At 35.2% G+C, this 15,542-nt stretch carries 14 protein-coding genes; 4 read left to right on the top strand and 10 right to left on the bottom strand.

Annotated elements, in window-relative coordinates:
* Positions 1-21 precede the first annotated feature (21 nt).
* The 3 genes from ACFVR1_RS07140 (at position 22) to ACFVR1_RS07130 (ending at position 2,236) form a co-directional block, all read left to right on the top strand.
* Entirely contained in the window at positions 22-150 is a 129-nt protein-coding gene (locus ACFVR1_RS07140) for a hypothetical protein (protein WP_387582267.1), read from the top strand.
* Between the two features lie 96 nt (positions 151-246).
* Complete coding sequence (locus tag ACFVR1_RS07135) at positions 247-1,086, top strand: putative bifunctional diguanylate cyclase/phosphodiesterase (RefSeq protein ID WP_387582265.1); 840 nt, start codon at positions 247-249, stop codon at positions 1,084-1,086.
* 355 nt (positions 1,087-1,441) lie between these two features.
* Positions 1,442-2,236, top strand: coding sequence for a hypothetical protein (locus ACFVR1_RS07130; protein ID WP_387582262.1), 795 nt, complete (start codon positions 1,442-1,444; stop codon positions 2,234-2,236).
* A gap of 260 nt (positions 2,237-2,496) precedes the next feature.
* Here ACFVR1_RS07130 and ACFVR1_RS07125 read toward each other — a convergent pair whose 3' ends face one another.
* The 4 genes from ACFVR1_RS07125 to ACFVR1_RS07110 all read right to left on the bottom strand — a co-directional run bounded on the left by ACFVR1_RS07125 (position 2,497) and on the right by ACFVR1_RS07110 (position 5,807).
* Entirely contained in the window at positions 2,497-3,003 is a 507-nt protein-coding gene (locus ACFVR1_RS07125; protein WP_387582259.1) for a GNAT family N-acetyltransferase, read from the bottom strand.
* Positions 3,004-3,484: 481 nt separating this feature from the next.
* Entirely contained in the window at positions 3,485-3,562 is a 78-nt protein-coding gene (locus ACFVR1_RS07120) for a topoisomerase DNA-binding C4 zinc finger domain-containing protein (protein ID WP_387582439.1), read from the bottom strand.
* A gap of 2 nt (positions 3,563-3,564) precedes the next feature.
* On the bottom strand, positions 3,565-4,326 hold the full coding sequence (locus ACFVR1_RS07115; protein ID WP_387582256.1) for a nuclease-related domain-containing protein: 762 nt from the start codon (positions 4,324-4,326) through the stop codon (positions 3,565-3,567).
* A 212-nt stretch (positions 4,327-4,538) separates the two neighbouring features.
* Complete coding sequence (locus ACFVR1_RS07110) at positions 4,539-5,807, bottom strand: ATP-binding protein (protein ID WP_387582253.1); 1,269 nt, start codon at positions 5,805-5,807, stop codon at positions 4,539-4,541.
* A 635-nt stretch (positions 5,808-6,442) separates the two neighbouring features.
* Here ACFVR1_RS07110 and ACFVR1_RS07105 point away from each other — a divergent pair.
* Positions 6,443-7,804, top strand: a complete 1,362-nt coding sequence (locus ACFVR1_RS07105; protein WP_387582250.1) for an FAD-binding oxidoreductase — start codon at positions 6,443-6,445, stop codon at positions 7,802-7,804.
* Positions 7,805-8,009: 205 nt separating this feature from the next.
* On the opposite strand, the gene ACFVR1_RS07100 is transcribed toward ACFVR1_RS07105, so the two are convergent.
* The 6 genes from ACFVR1_RS07100 to ACFVR1_RS07075 all read right to left on the bottom strand — a co-directional run bounded on the left by ACFVR1_RS07100 (position 8,010) and on the right by ACFVR1_RS07075 (position 15,505).
* On the bottom strand, positions 8,010-9,335 hold the full coding sequence (locus ACFVR1_RS07100) for an aspartate aminotransferase family protein (RefSeq protein ID WP_387582247.1): 1,326 nt from the start codon (positions 9,333-9,335) through the stop codon (positions 8,010-8,012).
* 59 nt (positions 9,336-9,394) lie between these two features.
* Complete coding sequence (locus tag ACFVR1_RS07095; protein WP_387582437.1) at positions 9,395-10,225, bottom strand: ABC transporter ATP-binding protein; 831 nt, start codon at positions 10,223-10,225, stop codon at positions 9,395-9,397.
* 22 nt (positions 10,226-10,247) lie between these two features.
* Entirely contained in the window at positions 10,248-11,045 is a 798-nt protein-coding gene (locus tag ACFVR1_RS07090) for an ABC transporter permease (RefSeq protein WP_387582244.1), read from the bottom strand.
* A gap of 79 nt (positions 11,046-11,124) precedes the next feature.
* Entirely contained in the window at positions 11,125-12,114 is a 990-nt protein-coding gene (locus ACFVR1_RS07085) for an ABC transporter substrate-binding protein (RefSeq protein WP_387582241.1), read from the bottom strand.
* Positions 12,115-12,217: 103 nt separating this feature from the next.
* Positions 12,218-13,555 (bottom strand): sigma 54-interacting transcriptional regulator, encoded by a 1,338-nt coding sequence (locus tag ACFVR1_RS07080; protein ID WP_387582238.1) that lies wholly within the window; start codon positions 13,553-13,555, stop codon positions 12,218-12,220.
* 624 nt (positions 13,556-14,179) lie between these two features.
* Entirely contained in the window at positions 14,180-15,505 is a 1,326-nt protein-coding gene (locus ACFVR1_RS07075; RefSeq protein WP_387582235.1) for an MFS transporter, read from the bottom strand.
* Positions 15,506-15,542: the final 37 nt, after the last annotated feature.

Below are 15,542 nucleotides of genomic sequence, written 5' to 3'. Positions count from 1 at the left end.
GAAAAAGGACGGTAAAAAAACATGAAAAAATTGTCTATTATCTTATTAATCGTATTAGCAGTAGCGCTTTATCCGAATGTGAGTAAGGAGTCGGCTAAATCAATTAACAAAAACCCAATTACTACGCTAGATCTTCCGTACACTAACTAAATTATTCAAAAATCCAATAAAATTACCGATCCTTTAATTTTATTGGATTTTCCTAATAGTGCAAGGGCTAAACTTAATTATACAAGGAGAAAGACAATGAAATCTAAACACACCGCAGATAACGAAGCTCGATTAATTTCACTAGAGTCGGATCTTGGATATGTAATTGAGCGAAACCAATTAGAATTGTATTATCAACCTAAAGTGTTTGCTGAAACTAATCAAATTGTTGGCGGTGAAGCTCTTCTAAGATGGAATCATCCTGAATGGGGAATTATTAGCCCGAATGATTTTATTCCTATTGCAGAGAAAACAGGTTTTATTAATGAGATAGGAAAATGGGTTAAAAAGACCGCATGTAAGCAAAACAAAGCTTGGCAAGATGCTGGACTTCCGAAAATTCCAATCTCCATAAACTTGGCTGCTACTCGCTTTTTAGAAAGTGATCTAATTTCACATGCGATGGATACATTAAAAGAAACGAAACTAGAATCTCAATATTTAGAAATAGAAATAACAGAAACATTTCTTTTAGAAAATGAAAAAGTAGTTTTCTCCGTATTAGATGAACTTAGGAATTTAGGCATTAAAATTGCACTAGACGATTTTGGTACTGGTTATTCCTCGCTATCATCGCTAAATCGATTTAAAGGTAAAATAGATATACTTAAAATTGATCGTTCTTTCATTCAAGACTTAAGTAGTTCACATGAAGAGGACTCCAACTTTATAGTAAAAATGATTATCCAACTATCTCATCAATTGAAAATGAGTGTTATTGCTGAGGGAGTTGAAACCAACGAACAGCTTACTATGTTACAAAAATATAATTGCAATATGATTCAAGGTTATTTGTACTCTAAACCTATTCCCGCAATCGAGTTTGCTAAACTTCTAAAGAAAGACAAATTAGATCCTCTTGAATATAGTAATTAGACGAAAAATCACGTTTTGTTGATAATCGAATAATTTAAACGTACATATATCGGTTCTTAACATTATTTGTTTTTTCGTCTAAACTTGGCTTTATCTCCTTTATTACAATCTCCTTATATACTTCTAAATTCAAGAACATTGAATTTAATTATCTTTTCAACTTCTTTCAGTTAATTATCCCTTAGTCATTCTGTGTCTCAATTTTGTATGTGCCGTTGGGCCGCTTGTTAAATTCAACCATTTATTATCCTATTAGTCACTTCCTATTACATACATTATAGTACCTTATAATCTATATATTACCAAAGTAAGATGCTATGATAATAACTTACAAATTAAAGGAGGGTACTATTTCATGAAGAATTTTTTAAAAATCCTATTTGCAACGGTCATTTTTGCTTCCTTTCCAATTGCTAATGGAGTTTCCGCAAATGCAGCTACATTCGGAAAAATTATGTGGGGAAAGACAGAATTAAAGATTGGTCAAATTGGTAAAGTTACGGTTTTACAAGATACCACTTTAGTAAAACTGGAATCTAATGGATCCCTAACACCCATTCGTACTTTGAAAAAAGGAGATGAATATAGGGTATATACCTACAAATCCAATTTTAATGGATTGTATGGTGTCGGATCAGGAAGCTTTGTGCAAAAAAATACAAAGATTAAATACGAAACACCTTCTAAGAAAAAATTAGAAATACTAACTCTTCAAAAGCTTTTCCAAGAAGCAAGACTAAAACAATATAGTATTACACAAGGCACTTATACAAAACAAGATATACTTACACTTTTTAATACTAATTTCACAGATGAGTTTACTTCACAATTTATATCTAGTAGCATGTTGAAAAAAGAAATCAATGGTGTAACACATTATTACTTCCCAACAAATACGGATCATATTAACACTAGTCTTTTTGTAGAAAATAGCTTTAGTTGGACAGAACAAACAATCATCACATACGATCAAACAACTACTATAGATAAGGATAACAAAAAAGGTATTCACGATTATGTAAAAATCAGCGAATACCAAAAAGGGAATGATCTCGTAAAACCTCATACCTATACGATCGTATTATTAAAATTGGAGAATGGAAGCTATAAAATTGTAGACATTCAAAAACAATTTGGTACATCGAAGTAAAATTGGAGATGCTCCAATTTTAGTTATGTTTCTTTATACCCTCCATTACAGCAGCTGAAAATACATTTTCAGCTGTTTTTTTGTGTTATCTCATTTAAAGACCACAGCTTTGCAGTTACTAGATTTTATTTTTTCTGAGACTAGAATGTTTTAGAACAACAAATAAAATAGTCCGCCAAAGATGGATATGGAAAGAAAAATTTCACTATAGATTTGTGTGTCTTTATGCACCTCCCCTATGGCCAATCCAACCACTGGACTCAGGAATAAATTATCTGTGCCTTATTTAGAAATTTATACATTAGCGGAATATCTGCGCTATTCTCTAAGCTCTCAAAACCCAGTCTTTTATAAAAGTCTGTCTCCTTGAGGTCATTTGTTATTAGCATTACCAATTCTACGTTTAAAATCGCTAGTTGCTGCATCATTTTTTCTACAAACGCTTTTCCTAGCCCTTTTCTTTGCCACTCTTCAATAATATTAATAAAGTGACCAGTAGCTACTAATCCGTGAATACTTTCTATTGCACATATGTTCTCTAAGTTTATCAATGCATTATATAAATTATATGAGATACAATCTGCATCAAAACAAGCTTCCGAATACGAGCTCCTAACAGGGTTAAAAAAATAGATTGATGCTTCCCCAATAGTTATTGCCTGTTCCACTCCTTCCGGGTAAATGCTACACGTGGCATGAACATTAAATAAAGAAGTCCCTTCCTCCATATTTAAACTAAAATCAACATAAACATTTGTATCTTTCAATGAATATTCCTCCTGTTTAATGAAAAAAGGATAACTTTTAAAGTAGAATTAGTTATTTCCTCCCCATTAGCGTTTATAGCATTTTCCAATACTTAGTACCCATTGTATTAGACATAAAGTAATATTAATAGTAATAAATCTTGAAAAAATTTAACTGTGATGATAATAAATTACCATAACAATTGCTAATTTCATTAATTTATAGGAGCAAATAGAATAAACTTTAATAATTTTAGCAACTCGTTGTAACTAAATGAGCTATGTCGAAAGGAAGGTTACATGTATTTAGTAGTATTAGGATCTTTCAACTCATAAAAAAAAGGCATTGCAGAGATTTCTCACTACAATGCCTTCTTATTCTCGTTTCTAATTTTTTTATACTTTCGATGATACTTTGACACAGGGACTAAGGAAGTCTCATTGGTTAATTATCAGATATTTTTTAATAATAAAGGGACTATTTCTCTTCCCCTACTCTACATTAAGAAACTTGCATAGTATGCCTACATTTTGGATAATTGCCACAACCATAAAATAAACCGAATTTCCCTTTCTTCATAGTCAGTTCTCCACCACATTTTGGACAGATATTTTTATAATGTTTTTCTTCTCTGTCTCTACCTTTTCCTTACGATTCTTTTTTATAGCTTGTACATGCTGCTTCTTGACTTGTTTTTTTTCTTTTTCGTCTTTAATTAGTAATTTCTCAAGGCCACGGTTGATTTTTTGTAATTCAATGCTACTTATTCTATGTAAGTTCTTTTCTTGAATTACTTCAAGCAATTGTGGAAATTGTATGACTCTAGCAGATTTAAACTCATTTTTGAATTTGAAGGTAGATTGTTTAGAAAATGCAATAATTGAATAGATAAATTCGAAGTTCTCTATTGGGATTTGATTTTTTATTGCTTGTATGTGACCATAATTTTGCCAAATAGGGTTGAACAGTTTTTCTTTCCGTTTATATATCACCTGAGTCCAATATCTTTGTTTTTCATCTCCGAATATCCAACCTTCATAATGTTTAGTCTCGATTACAAAAATACCAAACGGAGAGGTAACGACATGATCTACCTGGGTTGTTCCCCCAGCACCATTTGGCACATATAGATCATGATATATAGAATAATTCGAACCTAAATTACTTAATAATTTGTTTACCTTCCATTCTCCTACCGCACCTTTTATCGTTGGATACTTTACTTTCACTAAAATCATTGCAGCTATTATTAATATAGGCAATAGAATAGGAATCCAAGTAAGTAGTACAAATAAAACAATAGAACCCACTGCTATTAAATGTCTCTTTTTCATTTTAAGCATATTAGTTCACTCCTTTTACGTTCCATCCTATAAGATAGTATTCTCCAAAAAAGGACAATCACCTCTATTTTTATAGTTCATTTTTATCAGTTCTTAAGACACAAATCATTTTCCCTACAACAAAAAAACACCGAATATGCAAATTCGGTGGCTTATCTCTATTAATTTCTACAATAAGTTGCTGGTCACAAATCTGTTCCTAACACTTAGGATTAGCTTAGTTTCGGTAACAATACTTCTATGCTAGTTCCGACATTAACTTGGCTTGAAATCTGAATAGAACCTTTGTGTGCTTCTATAATACTAAGGCTTATAGTCATTCCTAGACCAATTCCTTTTTCTTTTAAGCTATAGAACGGGTCACTAATGTGTTGTAAATCACTTTCTTCCATTCCACAGCCATTATCCTCGATTTTAACGGCAAAATATTTCTCATTCTTCTCGTATATGGAGATATTGACTTCCCCATTTGTTGAGATTGCTTCTAAAGCGTTTTTCACTATATTTATAAACACTTGTTTTAATTTACTTTCATTGCAGTATGTATTGAATTGTTCTAGGTCCGTAACGTTTATTTTCGTTTTTTGTTGGGATGCTTCTATTGAAAACAATTGAACTACTTCTCTTACAATTGTATTTATGTTTTTATTAGCAAAGATAATGTCTGTTGGTTTTGCAATCATTAATAGTTCGTTCACAATGCTATTAATTCGATCAATTTCATTCACTAACAGGTCAATATGCTGATCGAGTTTAATGGTGTTCTCTTGTCCCATTTGCAAATATCCTTTCATAATTGCAAGAGGATTTCGTATTTCATGAGCTATACCTGCAGATAGTTCACCTAATGCAGACATTTTTTCGGATTGTCTTAACTTGCTCTCTGTTTCTTTTAAACTGGTTATATCTCTTCCAATAACGACCAATCCTTTTCTGGAACCATCATTATTAAAAATAGGCACTTTAAATGCATCGAAAATTTTATTGGAACCATCTCTCAAAGGAATTGTTTCTTCGCATCGACTTACCTTTCCAGCCTTCCACGCATCTTCGTCCGTATCGATACAATAAATCAAAGCATCGTGATAAAAATCTGTATGTTTTGCCATCTCTTTATCTGTTTTACCTTTATAGTCGATGCCTTCAAGTTCGAATAACTGAGCACCAAATTTATTTATTTGAAGCCACTTTCCTTCCCCATCTTTAAATGAAATGAAGTCTGGCATCGTATCAATTAACAAAGAAAGTTTCTCTTTTTCTTCTTCAATTTGCTTGGAATCCCTTAAGTTCTTTATTAAAACAAATAAAAGAATAGCTGTAAGGAGAACGAACAAAAAATCATTGAATTTCTCCAGAAAGACAATTTTTTCATCCGAAAAGTTAGAAATGCTTAAGAAATAATCAGTACCAATAACCCAAATAGGTCCTATTATTACATATAAAAACGGTATTATTCGGAAAAAATCAGTTTTGCTTTTCATTGTTCTGGCCCCTTAATGCGATTGGTAATCTAATTATGTTTAGTTATATTGTCACATATAACCCTAGATTCAGCAACATAATACAAGTGAGTATTATATCGATATAAATTGTTAAAATATTCCTTCGTTTATTACCTTCATAGATATATAGTAGGCTCGAATTTTAAAGAGTAAAAAAGTACCAACCCAAAAAAAGGTTAGCGCTTTTTACATATGCTTAAAACAAATGGTTAATAATCGGAAACTCTGTTGGGACGTGTTTTAATTTATCCTAGCAATCTGGAGAAATCCCTTGCTTTTCACACATTAGTGTTTATAACAAAACTTGTCGCGCTACCTCTTTTTGTTCAATAAGTTCTATAAAAAGGAGCTTTAATTCCTCCTTGGATCGACGCGCCTATTTTTCCACCTAGTGAAATTTAATTCTTGCTAGTGGTAACTGTTTTTAATATAATTAAACTTAAAAACTAATTATTTAGAATTTTTTTATTATTAATAGTTAGTAGTTTTAATCACGTTGATTGTAGCGCTAGGCGATGCCTGAAGCAGAAATCAACCTCGTTCGGATTTTATGATTGAATATTCTATTATGAAATTGATTCTAAAAAATATAAATAAGTAAAGGATGTTTTAAAGTGTTTATTCACAAATTGCTAGAGCGTCTCGGGAATGATAAAGTTAGCCAAAATGAAAACGAATTGTTCCGTCATAGCCATGATGAATCTTTTCATCCACCAGTAGAGCCAGATGTCGTCTGCTTTCCCACAGGACGAGAAGATATTGAAGTGATTCTGCAGGTAGCACGCGAGCATAAAGTACCTGTAACACCATTTGGTGCAGGGTCTGGTTTAGAAGGACAAGCAATTCCAATTCAAAAAGGTATTTCTATTAACTTTGAAAATATGAATAATGTCATAGAGTTTTCACCCGAAGATTTAATAATTACCGTACAACCAGGTATTACACGATTACAGTTAAATAAGTTCGTAAATCGACATGGCTTAATGTTTCCAATCGATCCAGGTGCAGATGCAACGATTGGGGGAATGGTAGCTACTAATGCGAGCGGTACGACAGCAGTTCGCTATGGATCTATGAGAGATCAGCTACTCAATTTAGAAGTTGTTTTGGCTGATGGAACAGTAATTCATACAGGCTCACTTGCAAAAAAGTCATCTTCTGGCTACCATTTGACAGGTCTATTTGCTGGATCCGAAGGTACATTGGGCGTTATCACTGAAATTACCTTACGACTTCATGGGATTCCAGAACATACGATAGCAGCACGATGTACATTTAATACACCAAAAGAATGTGCTGAAGCCGCTCAGGCCATTTTACTAAGCGGGATTCCAGTCATGCGCATGGAGCTCGTTGATGCAGATAGTATTGCACAAGTGAATGCATATGGGGACTATAATCTTCCAGTTGCTCATTCCCTATTTTTTGAATTTGCAGGCATGATGACCTCGGTTAAGGAAGAAGCAAAGCTTGTAGAACAATTAATGCGCGAACTAGATTGTGACAACTGGGATGTCGCAAGTGGATCTAAAGAGCGGATGGAACTTTGGAAAGCACGCCATGAAATGTCCTATGCATACCAACATGTAAAAGGAATGGCCAATACAGGAGCAGATGTATGCGTTCCAATATCGAAGCTACCAGAACTTATCGTATATGCGCGTGAACTAATTGATGAAACCGGATTGACAGGAGGGGTGCTGGGGCACGTCGGCGATGGAAATTTCCATACAATTGTTCTTTATGATCCAAACGTGGAAGGCGAGTTTGAAAAAGCAGATTATACAAACGAAGCACTCGCAATAAAAGCAATCGAAGTTGGTGGAACATGTACAGGCGAGCATGGTGTCGGACTTGGTAAGAGAAAATTCCAGGAAAGAGAACATGGTGCAGCAGTTTCCATTATGAAACAAATGAAGCAAATATTCGATCCAGAAAGATTATTAAATCCCGGAAAAATATTTTTCGAAAATTAATCAATCATAAAAAGATCTGTTAGTAGTTTTTGCTAACAGATCTTTTTGCATTTGCATTACCAAAATAAAGGAAAATAAATTAGTGAGGAATTTTTTTTAAAATGACTATTTATGAAACCTTACACTTTCTTGCCAGTAAAAAGACAGAAATGTTGTTAACTCAACATTTCTGTCTTTTACTTTTTTAGCGAATATGCTTTATTGTCTAGACTAACTCAACAGTTACTAACGTCGATTCATATTCTGTTATTGCCTCATCTAACATTTGTAAACCTTCGTCAATTTGTTCTTTTGTCACAACTAATGGCGGAATCATTCTGATTACATCTCCATGGTTTCCACAGAGATAGAATAACACTCCTTTTTTTAGAGCCAGATCCAAGATCTTTAATAAACCTTCTCCATTAGGTTTACCTGTTTCAGGATTAATAACTTCAATACCTATCATTAATCCAACAGCACGAATATCCCCAAGTACGCTATGTCGTGCTTTTATTTTTTCAAGTTGTTGGACTGCATAACTTCCCATTTTTCTAGTGTTTTCAAGAAGGTTTTCTTCTTTCATAATTTCCAAAGTGGTCAATGCAACCGAGCATGCAATTGGATTGCCACCAAATGTAGTGCCGTGACTACCAAGTGGCCATTGCTTCATCAGTTCACTAGACGCAACTGTTGCGCTAAGCGGAAGACCTGATGCAATTCCTTTTGCTATTGCCATAATGTCTGGAGTAACATCGAATGTTTGCGCAGCAAACCATTCGCCTGTACGACCGAATCCAGTTTGCACTTCATCAAAAATTAGTAAAATTTGATGGCGATCACAAATTTCTCGTACTTTCTTTAACCAACCTTTAGGTGGAACAACATAGCCTCCCTCTCCAAGAACAGGTTCTAAAATAACACAAGCTACTTCTTCAGGTGTTACTTGATGATTAAATAATGTTGTAAAGTCAGATTCCAATTTATTGATTACGTAAGTTTCAGGATCAACCCCTGGTGGGCATCCTTTAACATTTGCATAAGGTATTTGATATGTAAGCCCTGATGGTTGCATAAATTTACGATATTTACTTTTGGACGTTGTTACACTTAATGCACCTAATGAACGACCGTGAAACCCACCAGTAAATGAAACTACATAAGGTCGCTTCGTTACATACTTAGCAAGTTTAAGAGCACCTTCAATTGCTTCTGTTCCGCTATTTGCAAAGAAGAAGCAATCAAGATCTCCAGGCATAATTTCTGCAAGTTCATCTGCTAACTTCAAGATAGATTCATACATGATTACACCAGAAGGGCCATGTACTAAACCATCTGCAGCATCTTTTATCGCTTGAACAACTTTCGGATGACGATGACCGACATTTGTTACAGCAATACCAGATGTAAAATCTAGGTATCTCTTTCCATCTACTCCGAAGTAGTAACACCCTTCCTCTTTCACAACCGGTAGATTTGGGTGATCCTTAGCCATACTCGGAGCTAACCGATTTGGCATGTTTTTTAGTAGATGATCCCATTTGTTTTCCATAAAATTGACCTCCATAATCGAATTGCGACACCTAAATTAACTAGTCGGGGAGAGAATATCTATTTAATAGATTTCAAACTTTCTTCCCGAATAAGAGATAATAATTCCTCTTTGTAATTTCCGAATTTCACTGTGCTTTTCATATTGAAATCCCTTGGTCGTTCCAATGTAATCGGAATCTTTTTCTTTAATCGTCCAGGTCTTGCTGTCATTACATAAACGGAGTCTGCTAAAAAGATAGATTCATCAACATCATGTGTAATAAACAAAATTGTTTTTTTAGACTCCTCCCATGCTTTTAGTAATACTTCTTGCATGATAGTTCTAGTTTGGGCATCTAGAGCACCAAAAGGTTCATCCATTATTAATATTTTAGGGTCGTTGGCCAATGCACGAGCAATAGCAACTCTTTGTTTCATTCCTCCAGACAACTGGATAGGGTAATGTTTCTCAAACCCTGCTAAACCTATTAATTGTAAGTAGTGTCTTGCAAGATCATCCTGCTCTTTTTGAGGAACACCTTTTAACTTTAAACCAAATGTAATATTATCTTTAACATTTAACCATGGATACAAAGTGTAAGATTGAAAGACCATTCCACGATCAGGACCAGGTCCATTAATTTCTTGCCCATCTAAGAGAACCTGACCTGAAGTTGACTCTTCTAAGCCCGCTACAATGCGTAATATGGTTGATTTTCCGCAACCAGAAGGTCCTAAAATGGTTACAAATTCTCCATCTTCTACAGTAAAAGAAGTCTTTTCGAGTGCTACTGTTTCTCCAGACTTGGTTTTAAATATTTTGCCGACGTCTTTAATTTCTAACTTTGGTGTGATGATCTTAGGAATAGCAATTCCTTGTGTTTTCAAGTCGGAACTTTCTGTTGTCATGTCTAGTTTCTGTGATACCATATTAAAAACCATCCTTTCTCATCCAAGAAAACGAAGCTCGGTAAATGGATTTAAACATGATATCAGTAATAAGCCCCAATAAACCTATTATCAATATGCCTACGATAATTTTATCTGGTTGCAGAAAACGAGAGGCTTGCATAATCATATGTCCCAAACCGCTGGATGCTCCCACAATCTCTGCTACTACTAAATAAGTCCAAGCCCATCCGAAAGTAATACGAAGTGTGTCCACAATTCCTGGTAAAGAAGCAGGGAGAATCACTTTTGTGAAAATTTGGGCATTCTTAGCTCCTAATGTATAGGAGACATCTATCAGATCGTTTTGTACATTCTTTGTAACATCCATCACCATAAGAGTTAGTTGAAAAAACGTTCCTAAGAAAATAACAGACATTTTTTCTGTCTCACCAAGCCCAATCCATAATATTAATAACGGGATAAATGCTGAAGCAGGCATATAGCGGATAAAACCAATAATTGGTTCAAAAGCGCCTTCCATAATTCGTAACGATCCCATAAGTATTCCTAAAGGTATCCCGATTAACGCAGCAACTAGAAATCCAGTAAATACTCTTGAAAAGCTGATGCCGATATCAGAAAAGATCTCTCCGCTTACAAACAACTTTGTGGCTGTTGCTAACACTGTCGTTGGGGTAGGTAAAAATAATGAATTAACTAACCCGCTATAACTTAAGAGTGACCATAATCCAAGAACAACAAGAAACGTGATGAAACCAACTGAAGTATAAATTTTCTTTGGTATTTCTTTTTTAGGAGTAAACCACTTTTTTGCCATCAAAACCCCTCCATTCTATACATCTTTGTGGAATAGTGTCGTTAACGTTTACTTTAAACGTTAACGACACCTCTACTCCTTATTTTAGAAAGCTAGGATCGATTAGATCTTCTGCTTTAACGTCTTTCTCAATCACTTTTTGATCTTTGTAAAACTGAATAGCATTTTCTGTCGATTTATAAATAGATCCTTTTTTACCATCTAGACCAAATAAGTTGTCATTGTCTTCTTTTGCTAAAAATTTCAATCCAGTTTCAGTTGCTTCAAACTCTGCTAAGTCAATACTAAGGCCTTTTGCCATTATTTCATTTGCTTCTTTTTTATTATTCTTCCAATAATCCATCGCTTCGCCCATTGCTTTTACAAATGCTTTAATATCTTCAGGGCGGTTTTTGATAACATCTTCTTTAAAAGAAATAGTGTCGGTGATAATTCCAGGTAAATCTTTAGTTGTTAACAATACTTTCCCGTTTGCTTGTGCTCCTTTAGTTAACCAAGGTTCCCAAGTAACAGCTGCATCTACTTGTCCAGCTGCAAACGCCGCACCTGCATCACCTGCTGACATTTGTATGACTGTTACGTCCTTTTCAGTTAGTCCACCTTGAGCTAAAGCAGTTAATGCAAGCAGTTGACTTGTCGAACCTACTTCAAAGGCCATTTTCTTCCCTTTTAAATCTTCTACACTATTAATATCATTTTTTACAAGAATTCCATCGCCGCCATAAGAATCGTCCAATAACCAAACAACTTTAACTGGAATACCAGCACCAGCAAGCGTTATTTGTACGTCTAGCGCAGTTGCCATACCATCCACTTTACCGCCAGCTAAAGCTGCTTTACGCTCCCCTAATCCTTCTACAATAGAAAGTTCAACATCTACCCCATTTTTTTCAAAAAAACCTTTTTCCTTAGCTAAAAAGAGCGGACCATATCCAGTCCAAGTCGGAAGTGTCACTTTTAACGGCTTTGATACTGTCTCGTTTACAGCGATTTTACTTTCCTCCTTACCACAAGCCGCCAACACGATTAGTAATAGAAGTGAACATACAACCAATGACCATTTCTTCAATCTAATTCCCCCAATTATTTTGAATGTAAAAGTGCTTATTCCATTTTGTTCCTTTAAATTTTCGACCTCTTCTTTATCGCCCCCTCTCTAAGCCAATTTGATATTATTCGATTTCCTTGTCTAAAGATGTAGAATACTTTTTTAACTTACGGACGACAGAAGGTTGACTAATTCCTAATACATGAGCCATTTCCGTAGTAGTCTTGTAACGCTTTTGTGTATTCAATAGTACTTTCTTTTCAACAAATTCCAATATATGAGGTAAGCTTTGCCCGTCCAATTCAATACCAATTTGTTCCCCTTCTAAAGGTTGGTATTGTAGTGGCAAATCTTGAAGAGTGATTAAACTCGTATCACTCTCAATTACAATTCGCTCAATTACGTTTTTTAACTCACGGAAGTTTCCTTTCCATTCAAGTTGAAGGAGATGGATATAGACATCATCCGCTAGTTTCTTGTTGTATTTATATTTCACATTTAACTCTTGTAAATAAAGAGAAATAGCTTTTTCAAGATCTTCTGGTCTTTCACGTAATGGTTTCAACTCAATGGATGCAATATGAAGTAAGTAGAAAAGATCTTCTCGGAATTTTCCTTGATGGACGAGTTCTTCCAATGGTATTTCACTAATGGCAATAATTCTAGTAGTTGTTTGCTTGTTTAAAAGGGTAAAAAGGATTGCTTGGGCAGCTATTGACAGTTGGTCAATTTCCTTTAATACGAGAGAACCACCCGATGAAAGAGAGAGATAACCTTGAGATTTAGCGTCTAGTTGACCAGTGAAAGCGTTTTCTAAAATGGAGTCCGGTATAGAGCCACAATTAACTTCAATGAAAGAACCTTCACTGTAATTGCTTTGTGCATGAATAAACTTAGCTAAGGATGTTTTTCCAACGCCATGTTCACCTTGAATGACAATCGGTACATCAAGACGTGCCACTTTAAGGGCTGTTTTTATGGCACGTGCTGAAGAGTGGCTTTCCATAATAGTTCCATCAATTTGAATATGCTGATCTCGTAAGTGGGCAAGTTCCTCTTTTACTTTGGACATTTCAGTTTCTAAATCTTGCAAGTACTCTTTCATAACGATTAGTTCAGAAAGTTCGTAAGAATAACTAATAACAAATTCGACTTCGCGCTGTTCATTAAAAAGTGGTATACCTGTTATCAATACTTTTCTTCCAGATGGTGTCATTTGAACTGTCACAATTTTTTTCTTCTTTTCGACAACTTCAGGTGTAATAGCTGGTGAGAAAATACCCTGAGCTTGTAAGTCTAAAACCGATTTCCCTAAAAGTTCAGAAGGGGTCATACCATAATGTTCACCACTAATTTGGGTAACTTTAATTATTTTTCCTTCACGTGAAGTTATAATGATATCTTCGTCATAGGTATCAATAATTTCTTCCACGCTATTTGGAAGAAAATGCATAGACCTCATACTTGCCCTCCTTTATTCATTCTTGTATAAGACTATACAATATTGAATAATCCAATTGCAAGTAAAATTTAAATTATTCTAATAATTTAAATAAAAAATATTTCTTTTAATAAAATTGGAGAAAAAATGAATCGAAATAAAAAAGAACTTGATTACAATAAATGTAATCAAGTTCTTTTTTTTAAAATCTATTGTTCAAAGACAAAAAGTCGAGAACTATGAAACGTTCAAACCCAGCATTCTACAGTTCAAAATGACAAACCATAAATGTAAAAGTAATAAACTGTAAATACCCAATTTTACCATCGGTTTCCTGAAATCGGAATAATAAAAAGACTTTATCCAAATTATCAGAATAAAATAGTTGTTATAAATAGAATCTACTTCGCATACACAAAAACCATACTTTCTATACATAAATAGACCCAATCCAATAAAAGTACCGAGTCTATTCGTATAGATTTATTGAGAATTTACTTTTTTGTAAATGTGAATATACCTCCTACACTTTAATCAGTGGTGGAGGTATTATTGGTTGTAAAGAATCTTGAATTGTAGTCAATTGTCAGAATAGTTTAGAATCGTTTTTGTCACAGGGACGCGTTAACGTTTTTTTGACGTGTTTTAATTTATCCTAGCAATCTTAACACTACGCTTAGTTTTAGTAGACCAGATGACGACTGGAATAAGCATTAATGACAGTAGACCTCCAGCAAGTGAGAGGGTTGCGTAACTAGTTTGTGCTGCAACAATTCCAGAAAGTACACCTCCAGAAGCACCAGCAAGTGCAACCAAGACATCTACCGTTCCTTGAGTCTTTGCGCGAGTGGATGGCTGCGTAGAATCCACGATAAGGGCTGTGCTACTAATCATACCAAAGTTCCACCCTAGGCCGAGCAGAGAAAGTGCGATAATAAGTACTACCAAGGAATCTCCTGGAGCCATAGCTGCAACAATACCAGCAGCAAGTAAAGTAGCGCCTGAAGCAATTGTCATGACAACCCTCCCTAACTTGTCAACAAGCATGCCCGTCAACAGTGAAGGTAAATACATAGCAGCAATATGGAAACCGATCACCATCCCAATATCATTTAAATCATGACCGTGATGCCCCATATGCACAGGCGTCATCGTCATAATCCCAACCATAACAATCTGGGTAATAACCATGACAGTTGCACCCAAAAAGATACCTCTCTGGTTTACAGGCATAAGGTCGGAATTTATTTCTAAAGAATCGGTAGCACTCGCTTCCTTTAGATTGGTCATAGCTTTAGAAACGTTCAAAGGATCCGGACGCAATAAAATCAGAAGCACCAACCCGGCAATTATATAAGCGGCAGCCCCCAATATAAATGGTCCAGCTAGTGCAGGTACACCTATTGAGACTGCAAACTTCCCCATCACCCCAACCAAGTTTGGACCTGCAAAAGCACCGAAAGTAGTGGAAACCATTGCAATACTTATAGCTGTTCCTCTCTGTTTCGAAGTTGCCAAATCCGTCCCCGCATAGCGAGCTTGTAAGTTTGTAGCCGAGCCTGCTCCATAAATCAGCAGTGAAGCAAAAAGAAAGAAAATATTATCACTTAATGCGGCAATCACTACGCCGATTGCCCCAACTCCTCCAGCTAAAAATCCTGTCGCGAGTCCTGAGCGGCGACCGTACCGTTGTGACAACTTACCAACTATTAATGCTGCTCCCGCAGATCCTAACGTTAACAGTGCAACTGGAACTCCAGCAAAGCTGTCTGTACCGAGCATATCCTTTGCGAGAAGAGCCCCAACCGTAATACCTGCTGCAAGTCCTGCTCCTCCAAAAATTTGTGAAATGACCACAATCCATAAAGTCCGTCGGTACAGATTCTGAAGCTTTTCGGGTGAATCTATGTATTTCTGTACCAAATCCGACTGGTTTTCATTGCCATCTGATTCGTTCTGTTTTTGTGACATAAGTATCTCCTTTTTCAAAAAAATTTTGTAGAGCATC

This window comes from Psychrobacillus sp. NPDC058041 (assembly GCF_042885655.1).
Classification (GTDB): domain Bacteria; phylum Bacillota; class Bacilli; order Bacillales_A; family Planococcaceae; genus Psychrobacillus.
Note: the sequence above shows the minus strand (reverse complement) of the source record. Positions and strands in the feature narration are given on the sequence as shown.

What these genes read in the sequence shown, in the direction of transcription:
- ACFVR1_RS07140 (WP_387582267.1), top strand. Translation starts at nt 22, where the DNA reads ATGAAAAAATTGTCTATTATCTTATTAATCGTATTAGCAGTAGCGCTT.
- ACFVR1_RS07135 (WP_387582265.1), top strand. Translation starts at nt 247, where the DNA reads ATGAAATCTAAACACACCGCAGATAACGAAGCTCGATTAATTTCACTA.
- ACFVR1_RS07130 (WP_387582262.1), top strand. Translation starts at nt 1,442, where the DNA reads ATGAAGAATTTTTTAAAAATCCTATTTGCAACGGTCATTTTTGCTTCC.
- ACFVR1_RS07120 (WP_387582439.1), bottom strand. Translation starts at nt 3,562, where the DNA reads ATGAAGAAAGGGAAATTCGGTTTATTTTATGGTTGTGGCAATTATCCA.
- ACFVR1_RS07115 (WP_387582256.1), bottom strand. Translation starts at nt 4,326, where the DNA reads ATGCTTAAAATGAAAAAGAGACATTTAATAGCAGTGGGTTCTATTGTT.
- ACFVR1_RS07110 (WP_387582253.1), bottom strand. Translation starts at nt 5,807, where the DNA reads ATGAAAAGCAAAACTGATTTTTTCCGAATAATACCGTTTTTATATGTA.
- ACFVR1_RS07100 (WP_387582247.1), bottom strand. Translation starts at nt 9,335, where the DNA reads ATGGAAAACAAATGGGATCATCTACTAAAAAACATGCCAAATCGGTTA.
- ACFVR1_RS07095 (WP_387582437.1), bottom strand. Translation starts at nt 10,225, where the DNA reads ATGACAACAGAAAGTTCCGACTTGAAAACACAAGGAATTGCTATTCCT.
- ACFVR1_RS07090 (WP_387582244.1), bottom strand. Translation starts at nt 11,045, where the DNA reads ATGGCAAAAAAGTGGTTTACTCCTAAAAAAGAAATACCAAAGAAAATT.
- ACFVR1_RS07080 (WP_387582238.1), bottom strand. Translation starts at nt 13,555, where the DNA reads ATGAGGTCTATGCATTTTCTTCCAAATAGCGTGGAAGAAATTATTGAT.
- ACFVR1_RS07075 (WP_387582235.1), bottom strand. Translation starts at nt 15,505, where the DNA reads ATGTCACAAAAACAGAACGAATCAGATGGCAATGAAAACCAGTCGGAT.